This window comes from Planomicrobium soli, assembly GCF_003014655.1.
In the GTDB taxonomy this organism is placed as follows: Bacteria; Bacillota; Bacilli; order Bacillales_A; family Planococcaceae; genus Planococcus; species Planococcus soli_B.
Genome location: NZ_PYAT01000022.1, coordinates 1 through 16,426 on the forward strand (window position 1 = coordinate 1; position 16,426 = coordinate 16,426).

A 16,426-nucleotide genomic window follows, 5' to 3' on the forward strand; every position below is an offset into this window, starting at 1 on the left:
CTGCGCAGCCAAACCATTGAAAGAAGCTTTGCGGATGCCAAAGAACTCCATGGCTTTCGCTACGCAAGACGCCGAGGGCGTCCGTCTGTCCAAGAGCAGGCTTTCCTGACAGCCGCCACGCAAAACATCAAAAAAATGGCCCTCCTTCTGGCAAGGAGGGCGTAAAAATCGGAAGTTTTCTTTTCTTTTGATGAACAAATAAGTTCTTATCTTATATCAAAGGGTTACTCAACACTCTGTAAAAAAGGACTCTAACGAGTCCTTTTTTTACTTTGCTTTTTCCATTACTGCAAAATAATTCTCTTCATCATCAGCAAAATTAAATACTTTGCCTGTAGGCATTTCCACAATTTCTCCAACTGTAATGTTATTGCTGGAAAGATCCTGATACAGTTTTTCAATCTCCTCCGTATAAAACATCAAAGAAGGAGTGCCAAGATTCAAGTCAGGCGACATTTCAGCGACTGATTTTTTGTTGTGCAAGACAATGCTTGTTCCGGCATTTCGTGCTGGAGCCACTTCAATCCATCTCAACCCGTGAGCAGTTTCATCAGCAAGTACAGTAAACCCTAATTTTTTTGTCCAAAACTCCACTGCTTTATCTTGATTGTTCACATACAACATCACTTGGCCAAGTTTATTGATCATCATTCCAGCTCCTTATACTGTTATAAAATCATAGCTAAGTTCATTTTAAATGAATTAACGGAATAATCAATCTTATCATTTGATAAGTCTTTGCCGTAATCACTTTATCAGTTCAAAAAGAAAGACCATCAGAAAGCCGATGGCCTTGAATGTTAATAATCATTGGGGCGGGGAAACCAATTTGTGCTGAAAAGCATAAATGACCGCTTGGGTCCGGTCATGGACTTCAAGCTTCGCGAGCAGGTTGCTGACGTGCGTCTTGACCGTTTTTAAGGCGATAAAAAGCTCGTCAGCGATTTCCTGATTCGAATAGCCATTCGCCATGAGCAGCAAAATCTCCATTTCACGCTCTGTCAAATCCTCATGGGGTACATGGCTATGGCGCATTTGCTTCATCATTTTGCTCATCACTTCGGGTTCGAGAACGGGTGTACCGTTCATTGTGGCACGAATGGATTCAGCGATTCGTGAAGCTTTAGATGTTTTCAATATGTAACTGACGGCGCCGGCTTTAAGCGCGGGATAAACTTTGTCATCGTCTAAAAAACTTGTGACGATCATGATTTTTGCTTCAGGCCACTGCGTGATAATAAGGTCTGTTGCTTCAGCTCCATTCATGACAGGCATGACCATATCCATCAAAATAACGTCGGGGCGTAAAGCGAGTGCCATTTCCACAGCTTCTTTGCCGTTTGATGCTTCGCCAATCACTTCCATATCTTTTTGGGCTTGCAAATAAGCGGAAACTCCAATGCGAACCATTTCATGGTCATCGACTAATAAGATTCGAATCATCTAGAACCTTCCTTTCAATAGGTACTTTCACTTCGACAATCGTTCCTTCTGATGGTACAGAAACAATCTTGCTGGTAGCACCGATTTCAATGGCGCGTTCTTCGATATGCTTTAAGCCATAGGAAGTGGATTTGGATTGTTCGCTCTCAAAACCGATTCCGTTGTCCTGGATGCGTAAAATGGCAAAACTATCCCTTTCGACAAATAAAATATGGACTTCGGTCGCTTTGGAATGGCGCAATGTATTCGACAAAGTTTCTTGGGCAATCCGGAACAAGTGGTCTTCAGCGCCTTTTTGAAGAGGAACATCTTCCAGCTTATGCTCGATTGTAAAGTGCACTTTCTCTTTTAGTTCAGCTACAAGTTCAAACAACCCCTGCTGCAGTGTTTTATCGTGAAGAGCGGCAGGACGCAGGTGCAGAAGAAGGGCTCGCATTTCAAGTTGCGCTTGCTGCACCATTTTTTCAGTCTGTATCAAAGCCGGTGTTGTCTCGCCGCTTTCGGTCATGGAAGACAGCAGCATTGAAGCAGCGAACAATTGCTGGGAAACGGAGTCGTGCAATTCGCGTGCGAGCCTTTGGCGTTCCATAACTAACCGCTCCTGGATGATTTTATCCTGCGTTTCCGCCCGTTCATTTGAAATACGAGCCAAGCTTTTGCGTTGGGACTCCAACAATTTTTGCAGTTTTAAAATGGAAGTTGATAGGTTATTCGGCAATGTTTTCATATGGGCGGCTCTAATGACCGTCTGGTCCTCATTTCGTAAAAGTGCCTGGAAAATGGCGTCGACTTCTTTTACTTTAGAACGCGACAAAGATTCAGACCACCAGGAAATTCCGCTTGCCAGTACAAGCATAATGACGAGGAGCCATAAACCGAAAGGCAGGCCGGCAACAAAATCATTCCAGAGAATCGACCATTTTTGGACTGTAGGCATGCCTAAAAGAACAAGCAGGATGCCGAAAATAATAACAGCAAATATCCCCATGAAAAACAGGCTTCGCGGCAGAATTTGTCTCATCTGCGAATCACCTCGACATCGCCCATCCAGGTTGTAACCGATATGATCATCTCCGCTTTATTTGCCACCGCCTCCTTATAGCCGTCTTCTGCTTGGGCAGTTCCATACCAGATGCGTTGCTTTTCTTTATTGAAAAAACAAGCTTCACCAATGAGCGTTGAGTAGTAGATGCGGACTGGCACTTCATAAGGAACAATGACGCGCACTTTACCGAAACCTTGCCGGATGGAAACTAATGAAGTTTTTTTGGGCAAGACGGTTTGTGTAGCATCTATAAAAAGATCTCCAATAAAACCTTGTACATGGATGTCTTTCCATTCGTATGCTTCAATTGGCGTGCTTTGTGCTGAAAAAAATTTATTTTTAATTAGTCCATGGTCAACGGTTTGCTGAATAGGCACTTCTTGCTGCCACTCGTCGCCTTTCCATAGACGGACTAACAGGTAAATGGCAACCACGAGGATAAACGCGCGCAAACTCCACATGGAAAGTATGGAAATGCCGATGAATATAAATCCGGTCCATAAATAAAATTTCCGAGATCTTTTTGTTTTTTTAAGCCCAAAATAAACTAATCCGATACCAAGAAGAACCAAAAACACACTGCCATTGCTAAAAAAGGCTGATTCGATGAATACGAGAAGCAAAGCGCTGAGCAGAAAAAACGCTTGTTTATTAGTTGAGTAACGTTGCATGGCTGTTTTCGCCTCCTTCTTTGTAGCAGAAAAGTGAGAAGAAGTGTTTCTTCTTCTCACTTTCAGTTTAACCAATTTCCTGATGCTTTGCGCTGTTTTTTTCTAAAACTTCTAACCGGCGCTCCATATCTGAACGCTCATAATCATCTTCGATTTTTGTGCCAAGCTTCTTGATGTAAGAAGCCATATCATCATATGAACCGATGCGTTCAGCCACTAGCTCAGGGCTTAAAACTTTGTCCATTTGGTAATGGGCGCGTGTAGCATTTTCTTTCCCCATTAATTGAAGCTGTTTAACTTTCATATCTTTCACTTTATGTTTCATTTCTTCATAGCGCTGCTCCAAACGGTTTAACTCGGAGAAGTTCTCGCTGATGCTCGCATTTAGTTCTGCCACACGGTTTGAATATGCGGCAACTTCCATTTCAGCGAAGTCAGCCAAATCGCTTTCGCCTGAAGCATTTGCAAGTTCCAATTGGGAAGTGCGTTTATCGAGCATGGCAGAAGCTTCCGCTAATTCTTTTTCCAGTTTGCGGGTTAACTGGGCTTGGCGTTCCAGCCATTTGCCGGTTGTTTCTGTCTGTTTTTCGGCTTCTGTAATATACTGGTTCAATAAGGCGATAGGGTTTTTTTCTTCTCGTTTTGTCAGCACTTTATCCATATCGGTTGCAACTGCGAATTTAAAGCGTTCCCATAGTGTGGTCATTTGAATTCCTCCTGTTTTGAAAGTTTGCTCCATTGCTTTTCGAAATTCGTGAAAGGATCATTTGTTTCAGCAAAGCTGGTGGTTGGTTTGTTGTTCCACTTTCGGTAAATCATCCATAGAGCGGCAACTGCTGCTACACCAATAAGTGCCGGTGCGTTGGAAATTGCAGAAATCGCACCGACGATTCCGACAAATGCCCACCAAACTTTTTTGAAGGTTGACGTACTTCCTAGGTAAAAGTGTACGCCGATGTAGATGATTAAACCTGAGACTGCCAATCCGATCATTGGCCCAATATGGGAGAGTGCGACGATTCCGGCGATAATGCCGAATGTGATCAACCAAAATTTGTTCAAGGTAATTCCTCCTCTCGATTTATATATTCATCTTAACAACGGAAAAGATTTTGCAATACGGTCCATGACTGCATCTTTTTCTAAGACTTGAGGCGTAGAGGGGAGTAAGAATAATTGAATTGGGCATAGAATGGTATAATGGCTTTTATATTACGAAGAGGAGATTTATCGATGAGAATTATTACGGCCAGTATCGGCACTTTATTCATTTATACGGGTCTTTCAGCCTTTATTGGCTGGAATGTATACCTTTGGCTGCATAGTTTGATGCCTGGATTGAACCCTTGGCTTTTTAGCGTAGTCTGGTTTTTATGGGCTTTCAGCTATTTGATAGGCAGACTTGGCCATCAATGGCTATTTTTTTCAGTCATAGGAGCTTACTGGTTCGCTTTTTTCGAATATGCGGTCCTTCTTCTGCCACTAGCGGATATCGCCAGTTTGTTTGTGCCTTCAGAACAGCCGGCATTGATCGTCGGTTCAGTGATGGCCGGAATTTTCCTGCTAATTTTTATAATAGGCTCTTTTTCAGCTTATAATCCGGTAGTAAGGGAACTTGAAATCACAGTAGATGCTCCGGAAGCGGAACCCCTGCACATTGTCCTGGCATCGGATTTCCACTTGGGTGTCTTGTCTGGTAAAAACCACTTACAGCGCTTTGTCAAAAAAAGCAATGGTTTGAACCCGGATGTGGTCCTGCTGGCAGGAGATCTGGTCGACGATGATCCAATCTGGTATGGGCGTTATGGAATGGCGGATGTAATGAGCCAGTTAGAAGCGAATATCGGAGTTTATGGCATTTTGGGAAACCATGATTATTACGGCAAAAAAATACCCTTGCTTGTCCAGTTGATGGAAAAGTCAGGTGTCCATATCTTACGTGATGAAACCCTATCGATTGATAATCGTTTCTATCTTACAGGAAGACAGGACCGGTCGTTCCGCAATCGGCCGCTTCTTGAAACATTAAAACCCAAGAACGATCTGCCATGGATCGTCATGGATCATACGCCTTCGCCATTAGATGTGCCGACTCGGCTTGGCGTGGATCTGCAAGTATCCGGACATACCCATAAGGGGCAGATGTGGCCAAATCGTCTAATCACTAAAAAAGTATTTGAGCTGGATTATGGCCATCGGCAAAAAGGCAACTCCCATTTTCTCGTTTCTTCCGGCTTCGGGTTCTGGGGACCGCCAATACGTATCGGCAGCCGTTCGGAACTATGGTCGATCAAAATGAAATTCGAAAAGAAAAAGTAAAGGGAGCGGACAAATGGAACAGTGGATTATATCTGTCATGTCGGATTACGGTTATATAGGGATTTTCTTGCTCATCTTATTGGAGAATGTATTTCCGCCGATTCCATCGGAGGTTATTTTAACAGTGGGCGGCTTTATGACTACAACAACAACAATGACGATTCCAGGGGTTATTGCTGCGTCAACTGCCGGTTCGGTAATTGGTGCAGTTGTACTTTATGGTGTCGGCTTACTCTTAGATGTGGAACGGCTGGAAAAAATCATCGGCAAATATGGCAACTGGCTGAAAGTGAAGCACGAAGATTTACATCGTGCGGATGCTTGGTTTGACCGTTTTGGCATATGGACCGTATTTTTCGGCCGGCTGGTCCCGCTTGTGCGGAGCTTGATTTCCATTCCTGCAGGGATGTCGAATATGCGCTTTTGGCAATTTCTGCTCTTCACCACGCTCGGCACAGTCATATGGAATACTGTACTGGTCTTTATCGGCGAAGCGGTAGGCGACAACCGGGAAAAAATTCTGGAGCAGTTGGAGATTTACTCGAATGTCGTATATGCGTTGCTTGCTTTAGCTGCACTCGTTGCGGTCTGGTACTACATTAAAAAAATCAGAACACGGACAAATTAAAATCTAGTGGAACTGCAGGAAATTGCCTGCAGTTTTTTTAATTGATACAATTGTTAGATAATAGGAAGCGGAGGGATAATATGAAACCAATCATTTACATAACACAAAAATTACCGGAACAAGCAGTTACAAAGCTGCGGGATTTATACGAAGTCCGCATGTGGCATGACGATCAATCGGCTGCACCGCGTGAGGAATTGCTGGAGCAAGTCAAAGAAGCGCATGCCCTTTGGTCGATGCTTTCCGACAACATCGACCGTTCGGTATTTGAAGCTGCGCCGAACTTGAAAATCATCACCAATCTTGCAGTAGGCTATAACAACATCGATTTGGATGCAGCTCATGAAAATGGAGTGATGGTCACTAACACTCCGGAAGTTTTAACAGAGACGACCGCTGACTTGACGTTCGCGCTATTGCTTGCGACTGCGCGGCGCATTGTTGAAGCCGATAAAACCGTCCGTTCGGGTGAATGGAAATCTTGGACGCCGATGGGCATGACCGGCCAAAACGTTGGAGGTGCCACGCTTGGAATTATTGGCATGGGCCGGATAGGAGAAGCAGTAGCAAGACGTGGTCAAGGGTTTGGGATGAATGTTCTTTATCACAACCGGACACGCAAAAGTTTGGAAGATGTTAAATATGCAACATTAGACGAACTTCTTCAAACTTCAGATTATGTTGTTCTTTTAACGCCGTTGACAAAAGAAACAAAAGGGTTGATTGGCGAAAGGGAATTGTCGTTGATGAAAGAAACCGCAATCTTGATCAATGTGGCACGTGGCGGCGTTGTAGAAGAAGCGGCTTTATATGAAGCATTGAAAGCCAACAAAATATGGGGAGCAGGACTGGATGTTTTTGAACAGGAACCGGTGCCGGCAGATCACCCATTGCTAACTTTGCCGAATGTAACCGTTCTGCCGCACATTGGCAGCGCTACAGTCCAGACGCGTCTGGCCATGATGGAAATGAACGCTGAAGCGATTGCCGCCTGTTTAGATGGCCGCTCCGTTAAAAATCGCGTTTGTTAAAAGGAACAGCTGTTAAGTTGATTAAACCTTACGGTATCAAATGGCTTTAACGGTCAGAAAATGTTCGTTTTATAAAAGGCATCCACTCTGGGGATGTCTTTTGTACTTTTGAAAAGTTGAAAAATATACTGGTTTGTTGTAGAATTGATAAGGTTTTTGAATCTTTAAGGACCAGGAAACGAAATGAAAGAATAGGAGGTATGATTCATGCAAAATCATACACATAACGTTTTACTTTATTATTTATACACACCGATCGAAGATCCTGAGACTTTCGCGGCTGAACATCTGGCAGCTTGCAAAGCATTAGAACTGAAGGGACGTATCCTTGTTTCTCACGAAGGAATCAATGGTACATGTTCCGGTACGATTGAACAAACAGAAGCCTATATGGAGATGGTGAAAAGCGATCCTCGTTTTTCAGATATCGTTTTCAAAATTGATGCGGCTGAAGGCCATGCGTTCAAAAAAATGCATGTCCGCCCGAAAAAAGAAATTGTTCACCTTGGACTAGAAGATGATGTAAACCCGAATGAATTAACAGGCACTTACTTAGAGCCGGCTGAATTTTATAAACGCATGCAAGATCAGGACACAATCGTGCTTGATGCACGCAACGACTATGAATATGACCTAGGCCATTTCCGCGGTGCTGTACGCCCCGATGTTGAAAACTTCCGTGATCTTCCGGAATGGGTCCGTGAAAACAAAGAAATGTTTGAAGGCAAGCAGATCTTAACGTATTGCACGGGCGGAATTCGCTGTGAAAAATTCTCTGGCTGGTTGAAAAAAGAAGGATTTGAAGATGTAGCCCAATTGCACGGCGGCATCGTCACTTACGGAAAAGACCCGGAAGTGCAAGGGAAACTATGGGACGGCCAATTATACGTTTTTGATGAGCGTATCGCGGTTCCAGTCAACCAAGTGGAACATGTAGTGGTCGGTAAAGACCATTTCACCGGGGAACCGTGTGAGCGCTATGTAAACTGCGCAAATCCTGATTGCAACAAGAAAATTTTGGCGTCTGAAGAAAACGAACATAAATACATGCGTTCATGCTCTGACGAGTGCCGTGAACACCCACGCAACCGCTATGCATTTGAACATGGCTTAACGGGCGTGGAAGTGCAAGCGCGATTGGATGCTATAAAAGAAACTGCCGAAGTTTAATATACAGTTCTATAAAAAATGCTAAAAAACGTACTGGACTAAAATCCAATACGTTTTTTAATTTTTGTATACTGTTTAATAAAATTCCGAATGGACCTATGCGTTAAAGCATTCATTTTATCCCCGACTATTACAAAGGAGCCATCCTCAGAATCAAATGATTCTATTGAGAACGGCTCCTCTATAATAGGCGAAAAGGGAAGCAGCTAATAATCAACTAGGTATGTTTTTGTTTTGGTTTGTATATGAAGCTATCGTTTCCTTGATTTTTTCCGCCACCAGCTTCCAAGCTTTCTCGGCCGCGTCTTTCGGGCCTATATGCGTAAATGCATGAGAAGCGCCTTCGAAAATTTCCTCATGCACATTGATTCCGGCGGCTTTTAATTTCCCGGAATAGACTTCGGCTTCCGGCCTGAATGCATCATGTTCAGCGATGAGAATAAGGGCCGGGGCTAAGCCGCTCCTAATATCGGCAAAGACAGGGGAAGCGAGCGGGTTGGAAGCTTGTGCCGGGTCAGGCAGATAGCACATGTTCAAAAAGTTCGCGACTTGAGGATACCGGGCGCGCAGCCACTTCGGTTCGGGTTTATCGGCATGCGGCGTGGCAAAATCCAGCATTGGGCAGGATAGTACTTGGAGAAGCGGCTGGTTTTCCCCTTTCTCTACAAGGTAAAGGCATAGGGCTGCTGCGATATTCGCGCCTGAGCTTTGCCCGCCCACCATGATCTGATTCGGATCGATGTTCAATTCGTCTGCTCTGTTTTTCATCCATTGAAGAATCTCGTAGCTTTGTTCAATCGGTTTTGGAAACGGGTGCTCCGGAGCTTTTGCAACGCCGATATTAAGGATGACGCAGCCTGTCTCATTCGCCAGGAAGCGGCAGTACGGATCATCCATTTCTTTATCGTTCATGATGAATGCTCCACCGTGGAAATTGATGTAGACCGGAAATTTCTCCTGTTCGGCATCCAATGGATAGTAGAAAGACAGGTAAGTGGGCTGGACAGATGTATCAACAAGGAAATCTTTTTTCGTTTTTACCGGCTGCGGAGAGATTGTAGGATTTTTTAATGCCGGATCAGGCAGGAGTCGAAGCAACTTTGCGCCAATAATGGTTAACATAAAGGACCTCGCTTTTTTAACCCATTCTATCCATTGAAGCGGTAAGCAGTCAATCGTAGAGCCTCTTAGCTAAAGATAAAGAGAGGCTGCTGTGTCAGTCTTTCAATGCCGAAGCCAGCGATGCACCGACTTTATAGGAAACAGCAAGCAAGCATATATTTGGGCGCCGAGGGTTCAACTGTTTTATTGTCCGAAAGAATTGCCGTGCAGGTGTTGAACTGGAATGATAAGGGTAATAGAGGAAGTGATACAAATCGATGCTGCTATTGAAAGTCGGGCTTAAACTATGGGAAGGTGCTGGTGAAGTTGACTGAAAATAAAAAAATATTAATTATTGGTGGAGGGCTCGGCGGGATATCCGCCGCCATTTCCCTCGCACAACGCGGATATAAAGTTTCCTTATTTGAAAAAAACAACCACATCGGCGGAAAATTGAACCGTCTCGAACAGGATGGTTTCGGCTTTGACCTTGGACCGTCCATCTTGACGATGCCAAAAATTTTCGCGAAATTATTTGAAGATAGCGGAAAACAGATAGAGGACTACGTGCCGATCATTCGGCTGGACCACCAATGGCGTTCCTTTTTTCCAGATGGAAACGTTATTGACTTGCATCAGGACTTGGCTGAAATGGAAAGGAAGAATCCGTCATTAAGTGAGCGGGATATGCGAGAGTATAAAGAGCTGCTGAAATACTCCAAAAAGCTGTATGATATCACCGAAAAAGGTTACTTCAATCAAGGGCTGGAAAGCGCGAAAGAAATTGGGAAGTACCATGGGGCGTTTGAATCACTAAAAGGTTTCGATCTTTTTTCGACCGTACATAGTGCCATTGATAAACGGATCAGTAATAAACAATTGAAGGATATGCTTTCTTACTTTATAAAGTATGTCGGTTCTTCTCCTTATGATGCACCAGCCGTTTTAAATATGATGATTTACATGCAGCATGATCAAGGCGTATGGTATGTGCCCGGCGGCATGAATCGGCTGGCGGACGCGCTTGTGCGGCTGGCCGAAGAAGCTGGCGTCAATATTTATACCGGAGTGGGGGTCAGTCGCCTTTATAAAGAGAAAGGCAAAATCACCGGCGCTCTGTTGGAAGACGGGGCTAAGGTGGCTGCGGATTATTACATCTCCAATATGGAAGTTATTCCGTTCTATGAGCAGCTGCTGGATGAAAAGAAGCCTTATGTCGAAAAGCTGAAGAAAAAATTTGAACCAGCCAGCTCTGGACTTGTGATGCATCTGGGCGTCAAAAAAAGTTATCCGCAGCTCCGCCATCATAATTTCTTCTTTGCGGAAGATATGAAGAAACAGATGCATACGATCTTCCATGAACACAAGTTGCCGGATGATCCGGTAATTTATTTGGTTAATGTGAATAAAACCGATCCGGCTCAGGCGCCGCCCGGACATGAAAATATAAAAGTCCTGCCGCACATTCCATATATCCAGGACAAACCTTTCACGCAGCAGGAGTATGCGGACTTCGCAGAAAAAGTGTTGATCAAATTGGAACGCATGGGCCTGGAAGGATTGCGGGAAAACATTGTGACGAAGGATATATGGACGCCCGAGGATATCCAGCGGGTTTACGGCTCCGACCGCGGTGCGATTTACGGAACACTGTCGGACCGCAGCATAAACAAAGGGTTCAAACACCCAAAACAAAGCGACCGATACGACAATCTGTACTTTGTCGGTGGAACTGTGAACCCGGGCGGCGGGATGCCGATGGTCACTTTGAGCGGCCAGCAGGTCGGAAGAAAAATTGTTGAACGGGATATGGGTTTAGGTAAATAACGAGGGATTTCCATGTAAAGAATCTATAGTTGTTGCAAAAAGAGTTTGAAATTAAAACCATCATTCAAGATATCCTTTCTAAAAAAGATATGAATGTCAGGTCTTCGAGAAATCTTACAAAAGCCTAAATCTTTTGCTCCAGGCGAACGCTTTCCGCGGGCACGGCTTCAGCCGCTTCCCTCGCTATGCTCAGTCCAGGGTCTTCGGCACATACTTTCCCGCTGGAGTCGCCGCCATCCGCTTCAATCAACCACTATTTTTTTCATTGAAGCGATTTGCTGGATAAGAAGTACCTGGAAAGTTAAGCTTTCTCAGGGTTCTTGGTTGTTATCAAGATATGGAGCAAAACAGCGTAGACGCCTGCGGGACAGCGAGACAGCCGAGACCCCGCGGCAAGCGTAGCTGTTATGCGGAATATTGGTTACGCTAATATAAGAGAACAGTTTCATTAAAGCCATCGTATCCTATGAAAGGAGGGAATCCTTGTGAAAAAGAAAGTGATTGTGATCGGTGCAGGGGTGGCCGGACTGGCAAGCGCCATCAGACTTCAGAATGCCGGCTACCAGGTAGCCTTATACGAAAAAGAATCTACGCCCGGCGGAAAGATGAACCGGGTTGAAGTCGACGGTTATAAATTCGATTTGGGTCCTAGTATTGTCATGATGCCGGAAGTGTACCAGGAACTATTCGAGCTGTGTGGCCGTAACCCCGATGATTATATTCCGATGGATAAACTGGATCCGATGTATCGGGCGTATTTCAGTAATGCGCCCACCAAACCAATTGATATGTCTTCTGATCTTGTACGATTGACAAAAACCATTGAAGCCATCAATCCGGCAGATGTTGGAGGGTTTTTTCAATATCTTCACGAGGCACATAAACTTTATGCCTATGCAAGATATGATATTTTAGAAAAGCCATTCCGCAGGCACCGGGATTTTTACAACCATGCCATGTCGAAGAGAAATTCGAACATGCGGGTGCTCGACACAGCCAATCAGTTTATCGGGCGATATATCAAAGACGAACGGTTGAAGCAAATTATCAGTTTTCAAACGTTGTACATAGGCATTTCCCCGTATAAGAGCCCATCGTTTTATACCATGATTCCGATGCTTCAGTTTCTATATGGCGTCTGGTTTATCAAAGGCGGCATGTACACCATGGCCTCCTCGATGGAAAGGCTCTTTAAAGAACTTGGCGGAGAAATCTTCTATAATCAGTCTGTGCAAGAAATCTGCATTGATGATAAAAAAGCCATCGGCATCCTTGTTGATGGCAAGAAGGTTTCTGCAGACTTCGTCGTGTGCAATGCGGACTTCCCTTATGCCATGAAAAACCTGGTCAAAGAACCGGCCGCGAAAGGCAAGTTTACCGACAAAAAACTCGATAAGATGAAATACACGTGTTCTTGTTTTTTATTGTATTTGGGCATGGACAGAAAATATACGGAAGTCGAAAGGGTTCATAATTTCATTTTTAATGAAAAGCTGGACAAAAACCTGGAGGATATTTTCTCTGGGAAAAAGTTGGAGGATGCTTCTTTCTATGTCTATATCGCTTCAAAAATGGATCCGACTCTTGCGCCCGATGGAAAAGACGGCTTGTACATTTTAATGCCGGTTTCAAATGCGGCGACAGCGAATTACGACTGGAACGACGAAACAATCGCTTATTACCGCGGCTACATCTTAAATGCGTTAAAAAAGATTCCGGGATTTGAGCATGTGGAAAAGGAAATTGTAGCGGAAATGTGCATAACGCCACTGGATTTTGAGAAGAAGTTCAATGCCTTTAAAGGTGCAGCTTTTGGGCTGCAGCCGACGTTGTCACAAAGCAATCACTTGCGTCCGCAAAGCAAGGCTACGCACTGTTCGAATTTGTATTTTACCGGGAGCAGCACACATCCGGGAGCTGGAGTGCCAATCGTCCTTTTATCCGCAAAAATTGCCGCGCAGGAACTGATGGATGACGATCAAGAAGTCATTCAAAAGCTCTCGAGTAGTAAATTGTAAGCGATATCCACACTTATTAAAGGAGGTATCTAGATGCCAGCTTCTAATATTGTTAATCTCACAATCGGTTTAGTTGCAGCCGGGGTCGGCTTTCTTATGTTCAAGTCGCTGCCAAGGCCAAAGCCGCGTGAGCATTCATTGCCTAAGCCTGAACCGCGGGATCATTGGGATGATCTTCCATTTCTGTCCGTCATCATTCCTGCAAGAAATGAAAGCGCTCGGATTACGCCGTTATTGGAATCATTAAATGAGCAGAATCTCCAATCATTCGAAGTATTGGTCGTTGATGATGATTCATCGGACAATACAGCTGCCGTTGCAGAAAGTTTAGGAGCAAATGTTCTCCAAAAGAAAGGGGAAAGGCAGGGAGCAGGAAAGTCGGCAGCCTGCTGGTACGGAGCAAACCAGGCAAAAGGGGAGTGGCTCTTATTCTTGGATGCTGATACCTATTTCACGAACAGGGATGCTCTCGAGAATTTACGCCTTTCCTATAAAGATAAAGGCGCAAAAGGGATATTGGCTTTGCAGCCATTCCATACGGTTCGACGGCTCTATGAAAATCTTTCTGCCGTGTTCAATATAATCGTGGTTGTCGGCATGAATGTGTTTACCGCTTGGGGAGATCGGTTCCGAACGGCCGGTTCGTTTGGTCCGTGCATTCTAACTAATAAAGATGATTATTTTGCATCAGGGGGCCATAAAAAAATCGAAGGCGCACTTATGGATGACTTGGCGCTGGGAGAGGCGTTTCTTGAGGAAAACCTTCCCATTCACTGTCTCGGCGGTAAAGGGATCATCTCATTCCGGATGTATCCGGAAGGTCTGAAAAGCCTGATCGAAGGCTGGTGCAAAAGCTTTGCTATTGGATCTAAGTCCACCCATCCCTTTGTTATGCTGATGACCATTGTATGGATTTCCGGAAGCTTGACCAGTGCAATCGCTTTGATTTCTGCCATTGCGTCAGCGAAAGCTTCTGCAATAATTGCAAGCAGTCTGGTGTATATGATTTTTGCGGTTCAAACCGGATTTTTTGCGCGCAGAACCGGTGATTTCCCTAGATTTATTTTCCTGTTCTATCCCGTTCTATTTTTATTTTTTATCGGTATCTTTAGTTACTCCTCGTTCCGGGTGAATGTACTGCACACGGTAAATTGGAAGGGGCGGAAGATAAACGTCTGAGTAAAGCGTATTTGATAGTAGAAGTTAACACAGAAATCGAATATTTACTTACAGCCCTGAGACATTCTTTGGGCTGTTTTTCAATGGCAAAATTAAAATACTGCACAATAAAGAGTAAAAAAGTCAGGCTCGTTTCCGCTGCCAATGCGACGGCCCCTTATTGTGAAAAAATGATATGAACTAATAAATAGTGAAAAATAAAAGATTGAGTATATAAGTATATACTGATATGCTATTAATGGTTTGGAAGACAAGGGAAGCTATTGTGTTTCTGATGTATAAAAAAAACTTATATAAGTGAGGTGAAAGAATAGATGGAAGTAAAAGCGAAAGAAATTGAAATCGAGAAAGCAAGCATGGTCTTAAAGCTCCTAGGAGACAAAACAAGACTGTCGATGATGAAGCTTTTAGAAAAAAACGAGTGCTGCGTCTGTGAGTTTGTTGAAATTTTCAGCATCAGCCAATCGGCCATCAGCCAGCACCTGCGAAAACTGCGCGATGTCGGGCTGGTGAAGGAAAACCGGAAAGGCCAGTGGATTTTCTATTCATTGAATAAAAACAGTGAGTTGTATGAACTGGTTCTGAATATCCTGGAATTTATTCCAAGCCAGGAAGACCGGATAAAAAAATTGGAAATACAAGGATTGCGAATCAGTTGTCAATAGTGGAGGGAATAGAATGATACAAGGGATTTTAGCATCGGTGATTTTCCTGCTCACACTGATACTCGTCATTTGGCAGCCGAGAAATCTTTCAATCGGATGGTCAGCTATGGGCGGTGCAGTTTTAGCCTTATTGGTCGGGGTAGTTGATTTTCAGGATGTAGCAGATGTAATAGGAATTGTTTGGAATGCAACACTGGCGTTTATTGCCATCATCATCATTTCATTGATATTGGATGAAATCGGCTTTTTTGAATGGTCGGCGCTCCACATGGCACGGCTTGCCAAAGGAAACGGCGTGCGCATGTTTATTTTTGTCAGCATTCTTGGCGCCTTTGTGGCTGCGTTATTTGCAAATGACGGGGCGGCACTGATTTTGACGCCGATTGTCCTGGCAATGGTCCGGAATCTAAACTTCTCAGAAAAGATGATTTTTCCATTTATAATGGCCAGCGGTTTTATTGCGGATACAACGTCGTTGCCGCTCGTCGTCAGTAACTTGGTGAACATCGTCTCCGCCGACTTTTTCGGCATTGGATTTGCGGAATACGCTTCACGGATGATTGTCCCGAATCTTTTTGCATTAGTGGCCAGCATCTTGGTACTGTATTTATTTTTCCGTAAGGACATCCCTAAAAATTATGAAGTGGCGAATTTAAAAAAACCGAATGATGCCATCAAAGACCATAAGATGTTCCGGCTTTCGTGGTTCATTTTGGTGGGCTTGCTGATCGGGTATTTCTCAAGTGAATTTATCGGCGTTCCAGTCTCCATTGTGGCTGGCATCATTGCTATCTTCTTTGTCCTGATGGCACAAAAAAGTCCAGCTGTACGCACGCGAATTATTTTAAGGGGAGCACCGTGGGCAATCGTCTTCTTCTCGCTCGGGATGTATGTTGTAGTTTATGGTCTGCGGAATGTCGGATTGACAAGCATCCTAGGAGACGTTATTCAGGCCGCGGCCAATCAAGGCTTGTTTGTCGCCACGATTTCCATGGGCTTTATCGCGGCTATTCTGTCATCGGTGATGAACAATATGCCGACGGTTATGATCAACGCCCTGGCTATTTCCGATACCCAGACCACGGGCACCATTCGGGAAGCGTTAATTTATGCGAATATCATTGGCTCGGATCTCGGTCCGAAAATAACACCGATCGGCTCGCTTGCTACACTTCTGTGGCTTCACGTCCTATCGTTGAAAGGTGTAAAAATCTCCTGGGGAACTTACTTTAAGGTCGGCATAATCCTGACAATTCCGACGCTGCTGGCGACTCTTATCGGGTTGTATCTATGGTTATTGGTTCTTTAAACACTAAATTTTATTGAAGA

At 44.2% G+C, this 16,426-nt stretch carries 17 protein-coding genes; 10 read left to right on the forward strand and 7 right to left on the reverse strand.

Annotation, left to right across the window (positions count from 1 at the left end; all coding sequences use genetic code 11):
* Nucleotides 1–165 (forward strand): transposase (locus B0H99_RS16760; protein ID WP_181313583.1); only part of this gene is annotated, 165 nt, incomplete at its 5' end.
* A 102-nt stretch (nucleotides 166–267) separates the two neighbouring features.
* Here the strand turns inward: B0H99_RS16760 and B0H99_RS16765 are convergent.
* The 6 genes from B0H99_RS16765 to B0H99_RS16790 all read right to left on the reverse strand — a co-directional run bounded on the left by B0H99_RS16765 (nucleotide 268) and on the right by B0H99_RS16790 (nucleotide 4,221).
* Nucleotides 268–648: a VOC family protein gene (locus B0H99_RS16765; RefSeq protein WP_106534838.1), complete on the reverse strand. Its 381-nt coding sequence runs from the start codon at nucleotides 646–648 to the stop codon at nucleotides 268–270.
* A gap of 159 nt (nucleotides 649–807) precedes the next feature.
* Nucleotides 808–1,443: a response regulator transcription factor gene (locus tag B0H99_RS16770; RefSeq protein WP_106534839.1), complete on the reverse strand. Its 636-nt coding sequence runs from the start codon at nucleotides 1,441–1,443 to the stop codon at nucleotides 808–810.
* Nucleotides 1,418–2,464 carry a sensor histidine kinase gene (locus tag B0H99_RS16775; protein ID WP_106534840.1) on the reverse strand — a complete coding sequence of 349 codons (1,047 nt, stop codon included), beginning with the start codon at nucleotides 2,462–2,464 and terminating at the stop codon, nucleotides 1,418–1,420. Before B0H99_RS16775 ends, B0H99_RS16770 begins: the two co-directional genes overlap by 26 nt.
* Nucleotides 2,461–3,159, reverse strand: a complete 699-nt coding sequence (liaF, locus tag B0H99_RS16780; protein WP_106534841.1) for a cell wall-active antibiotics response protein LiaF — start codon at nucleotides 3,157–3,159, stop codon at nucleotides 2,461–2,463. The genes B0H99_RS16775 and liaF overlap by 4 nt, the downstream gene beginning before the upstream one ends.
* 67 nt (nucleotides 3,160–3,226) lie before the next feature.
* Nucleotides 3,227–3,865, reverse strand: a complete 639-nt coding sequence (locus B0H99_RS16785; protein WP_106534842.1) for a PspA/IM30 family protein — start codon at nucleotides 3,863–3,865, stop codon at nucleotides 3,227–3,229.
* Entirely contained in the window at nucleotides 3,862–4,221 is a 360-nt protein-coding gene (locus B0H99_RS16790; RefSeq protein ID WP_106534843.1) for a lmo0954 family membrane protein, read from the reverse strand. Before B0H99_RS16790 ends, B0H99_RS16785 begins: the two co-directional genes overlap by 4 nt.
* A 171-nt stretch (nucleotides 4,222–4,392) precedes the next feature.
* Here B0H99_RS16790 and B0H99_RS16795 point away from each other — a divergent pair, with 171 nt between their 5' ends.
* From B0H99_RS16795 to trhO, 4 genes are all read left to right on the forward strand, one after another.
* A complete protein-coding gene (locus tag B0H99_RS16795; protein WP_106534844.1) occupies nucleotides 4,393–5,478 on the forward strand; it encodes a metallophosphoesterase in 1,086 nt (361 codons plus the stop codon).
* A gap of 13 nt (nucleotides 5,479–5,491) precedes the next feature.
* On the forward strand, nucleotides 5,492–6,106 hold the full coding sequence (locus B0H99_RS16800) for a DedA family protein (protein WP_106534845.1): 615 nt from the start codon (nucleotides 5,492–5,494) through the stop codon (nucleotides 6,104–6,106).
* An 80-nt stretch (nucleotides 6,107–6,186) separates the two neighbouring features.
* Complete coding sequence (locus tag B0H99_RS16805; protein WP_106534846.1) at nucleotides 6,187–7,137, forward strand: 2-hydroxyacid dehydrogenase; 951 nt, start codon at nucleotides 6,187–6,189, stop codon at nucleotides 7,135–7,137.
* 207 nt (nucleotides 7,138–7,344) lie between these two features.
* Entirely contained in the window at nucleotides 7,345–8,307 is a 963-nt protein-coding gene (gene trhO / locus B0H99_RS16810) for an oxygen-dependent tRNA uridine(34) hydroxylase TrhO (RefSeq protein WP_106534847.1), read from the forward strand.
* A 213-nt stretch (nucleotides 8,308–8,520) separates the two neighbouring features.
* Here trhO and B0H99_RS16815 read toward each other — a convergent pair whose 3' ends face one another.
* Nucleotides 8,521–9,429, reverse strand: a complete 909-nt coding sequence (locus B0H99_RS16815) for an alpha/beta hydrolase (protein ID WP_106534848.1) — start codon at nucleotides 9,427–9,429, stop codon at nucleotides 8,521–8,523.
* A 306-nt stretch (nucleotides 9,430–9,735) separates the two neighbouring features.
* Here B0H99_RS16815 and B0H99_RS16820 point away from each other — a divergent pair, with 306 nt between their 5' ends.
* The 5 genes from B0H99_RS16820 to B0H99_RS16840 all read left to right on the forward strand — a co-directional run bounded on the left by B0H99_RS16820 (nucleotide 9,736) and on the right by B0H99_RS16840 (nucleotide 16,406).
* Nucleotides 9,736–11,235: a phytoene desaturase family protein gene (locus tag B0H99_RS16820; RefSeq protein ID WP_106534872.1), complete on the forward strand. Its 1,500-nt coding sequence runs from the start codon at nucleotides 9,736–9,738 to the stop codon at nucleotides 11,233–11,235.
* Nucleotides 11,236–11,720: 485 nt separating this feature from the next.
* Nucleotides 11,721–13,253 carry a phytoene desaturase family protein gene (locus tag B0H99_RS16825; protein ID WP_106534849.1) on the forward strand — a complete coding sequence of 511 codons (1,533 nt, stop codon included), beginning with the start codon at nucleotides 11,721–11,723 and terminating at the stop codon, nucleotides 13,251–13,253.
* 33 nt (nucleotides 13,254–13,286) lie between these two features.
* On the forward strand, nucleotides 13,287–14,432 hold the full coding sequence (locus B0H99_RS16830) for a glycosyltransferase family 2 protein (RefSeq protein WP_106534850.1): 1,146 nt from the start codon (nucleotides 13,287–13,289) through the stop codon (nucleotides 14,430–14,432).
* 314 nt (nucleotides 14,433–14,746) lie between these two features.
* A complete protein-coding gene (locus B0H99_RS16835; RefSeq protein WP_106534851.1) occupies nucleotides 14,747–15,097 on the forward strand; it encodes an ArsR/SmtB family transcription factor in 351 nt (116 codons plus the stop codon).
* Between the two features lie 13 nt (nucleotides 15,098–15,110).
* Nucleotides 15,111–16,406: an arsenic transporter gene (locus B0H99_RS16840; RefSeq protein ID WP_106534852.1), complete on the forward strand. Its 1,296-nt coding sequence runs from the start codon at nucleotides 15,111–15,113 to the stop codon at nucleotides 16,404–16,406.
* Nucleotides 16,407–16,426: the final 20 nt, after the last annotated feature.

Bases quoted from the DNA above. Each gene is read 5' to 3' on its own strand.
- B0H99_RS16765 (WP_106534838.1), bottom strand. From the start codon at position 648: ATGATCAATAAACTTGGCCAAGTGATGTTGTATGTGAACAATCAAGAT.
- B0H99_RS16770 (WP_106534839.1), bottom strand. From the start codon at position 1,443: ATGATTCGAATCTTATTAGTCGATGACCATGAAATGGTTCGCATTGGA.
- B0H99_RS16775 (WP_106534840.1), bottom strand. From the start codon at position 2,464: ATGAGACAAATTCTGCCGCGAAGCCTGTTTTTCATGGGGATATTTGCT.
- liaF (WP_106534841.1), bottom strand. From the start codon at position 3,159: ATGCAACGTTACTCAACTAATAAACAAGCGTTTTTTCTGCTCAGCGCT.
- B0H99_RS16785 (WP_106534842.1), bottom strand. From the start codon at position 3,865: ATGACCACACTATGGGAACGCTTTAAATTCGCAGTTGCAACCGATATG.
- B0H99_RS16795 (WP_106534844.1), top strand. From the start codon at position 4,393: ATGAGAATTATTACGGCCAGTATCGGCACTTTATTCATTTATACGGGT.
- B0H99_RS16800 (WP_106534845.1), top strand. From the start codon at position 5,492: ATGGAACAGTGGATTATATCTGTCATGTCGGATTACGGTTATATAGGG.
- B0H99_RS16805 (WP_106534846.1), top strand. From the start codon at position 6,187: ATGAAACCAATCATTTACATAACACAAAAATTACCGGAACAAGCAGTT.
- trhO (WP_106534847.1), top strand. From the start codon at position 7,345: ATGCAAAATCATACACATAACGTTTTACTTTATTATTTATACACACCG.
- B0H99_RS16815 (WP_106534848.1), bottom strand. From the start codon at position 9,429: ATGTTAACCATTATTGGCGCAAAGTTGCTTCGACTCCTGCCTGATCCG.
- B0H99_RS16830 (WP_106534850.1), top strand. From the start codon at position 13,287: ATGCCAGCTTCTAATATTGTTAATCTCACAATCGGTTTAGTTGCAGCC.
- B0H99_RS16835 (WP_106534851.1), top strand. From the start codon at position 14,747: ATGGAAGTAAAAGCGAAAGAAATTGAAATCGAGAAAGCAAGCATGGTC.
- B0H99_RS16840 (WP_106534852.1), top strand. From the start codon at position 15,111: ATGATACAAGGGATTTTAGCATCGGTGATTTTCCTGCTCACACTGATA.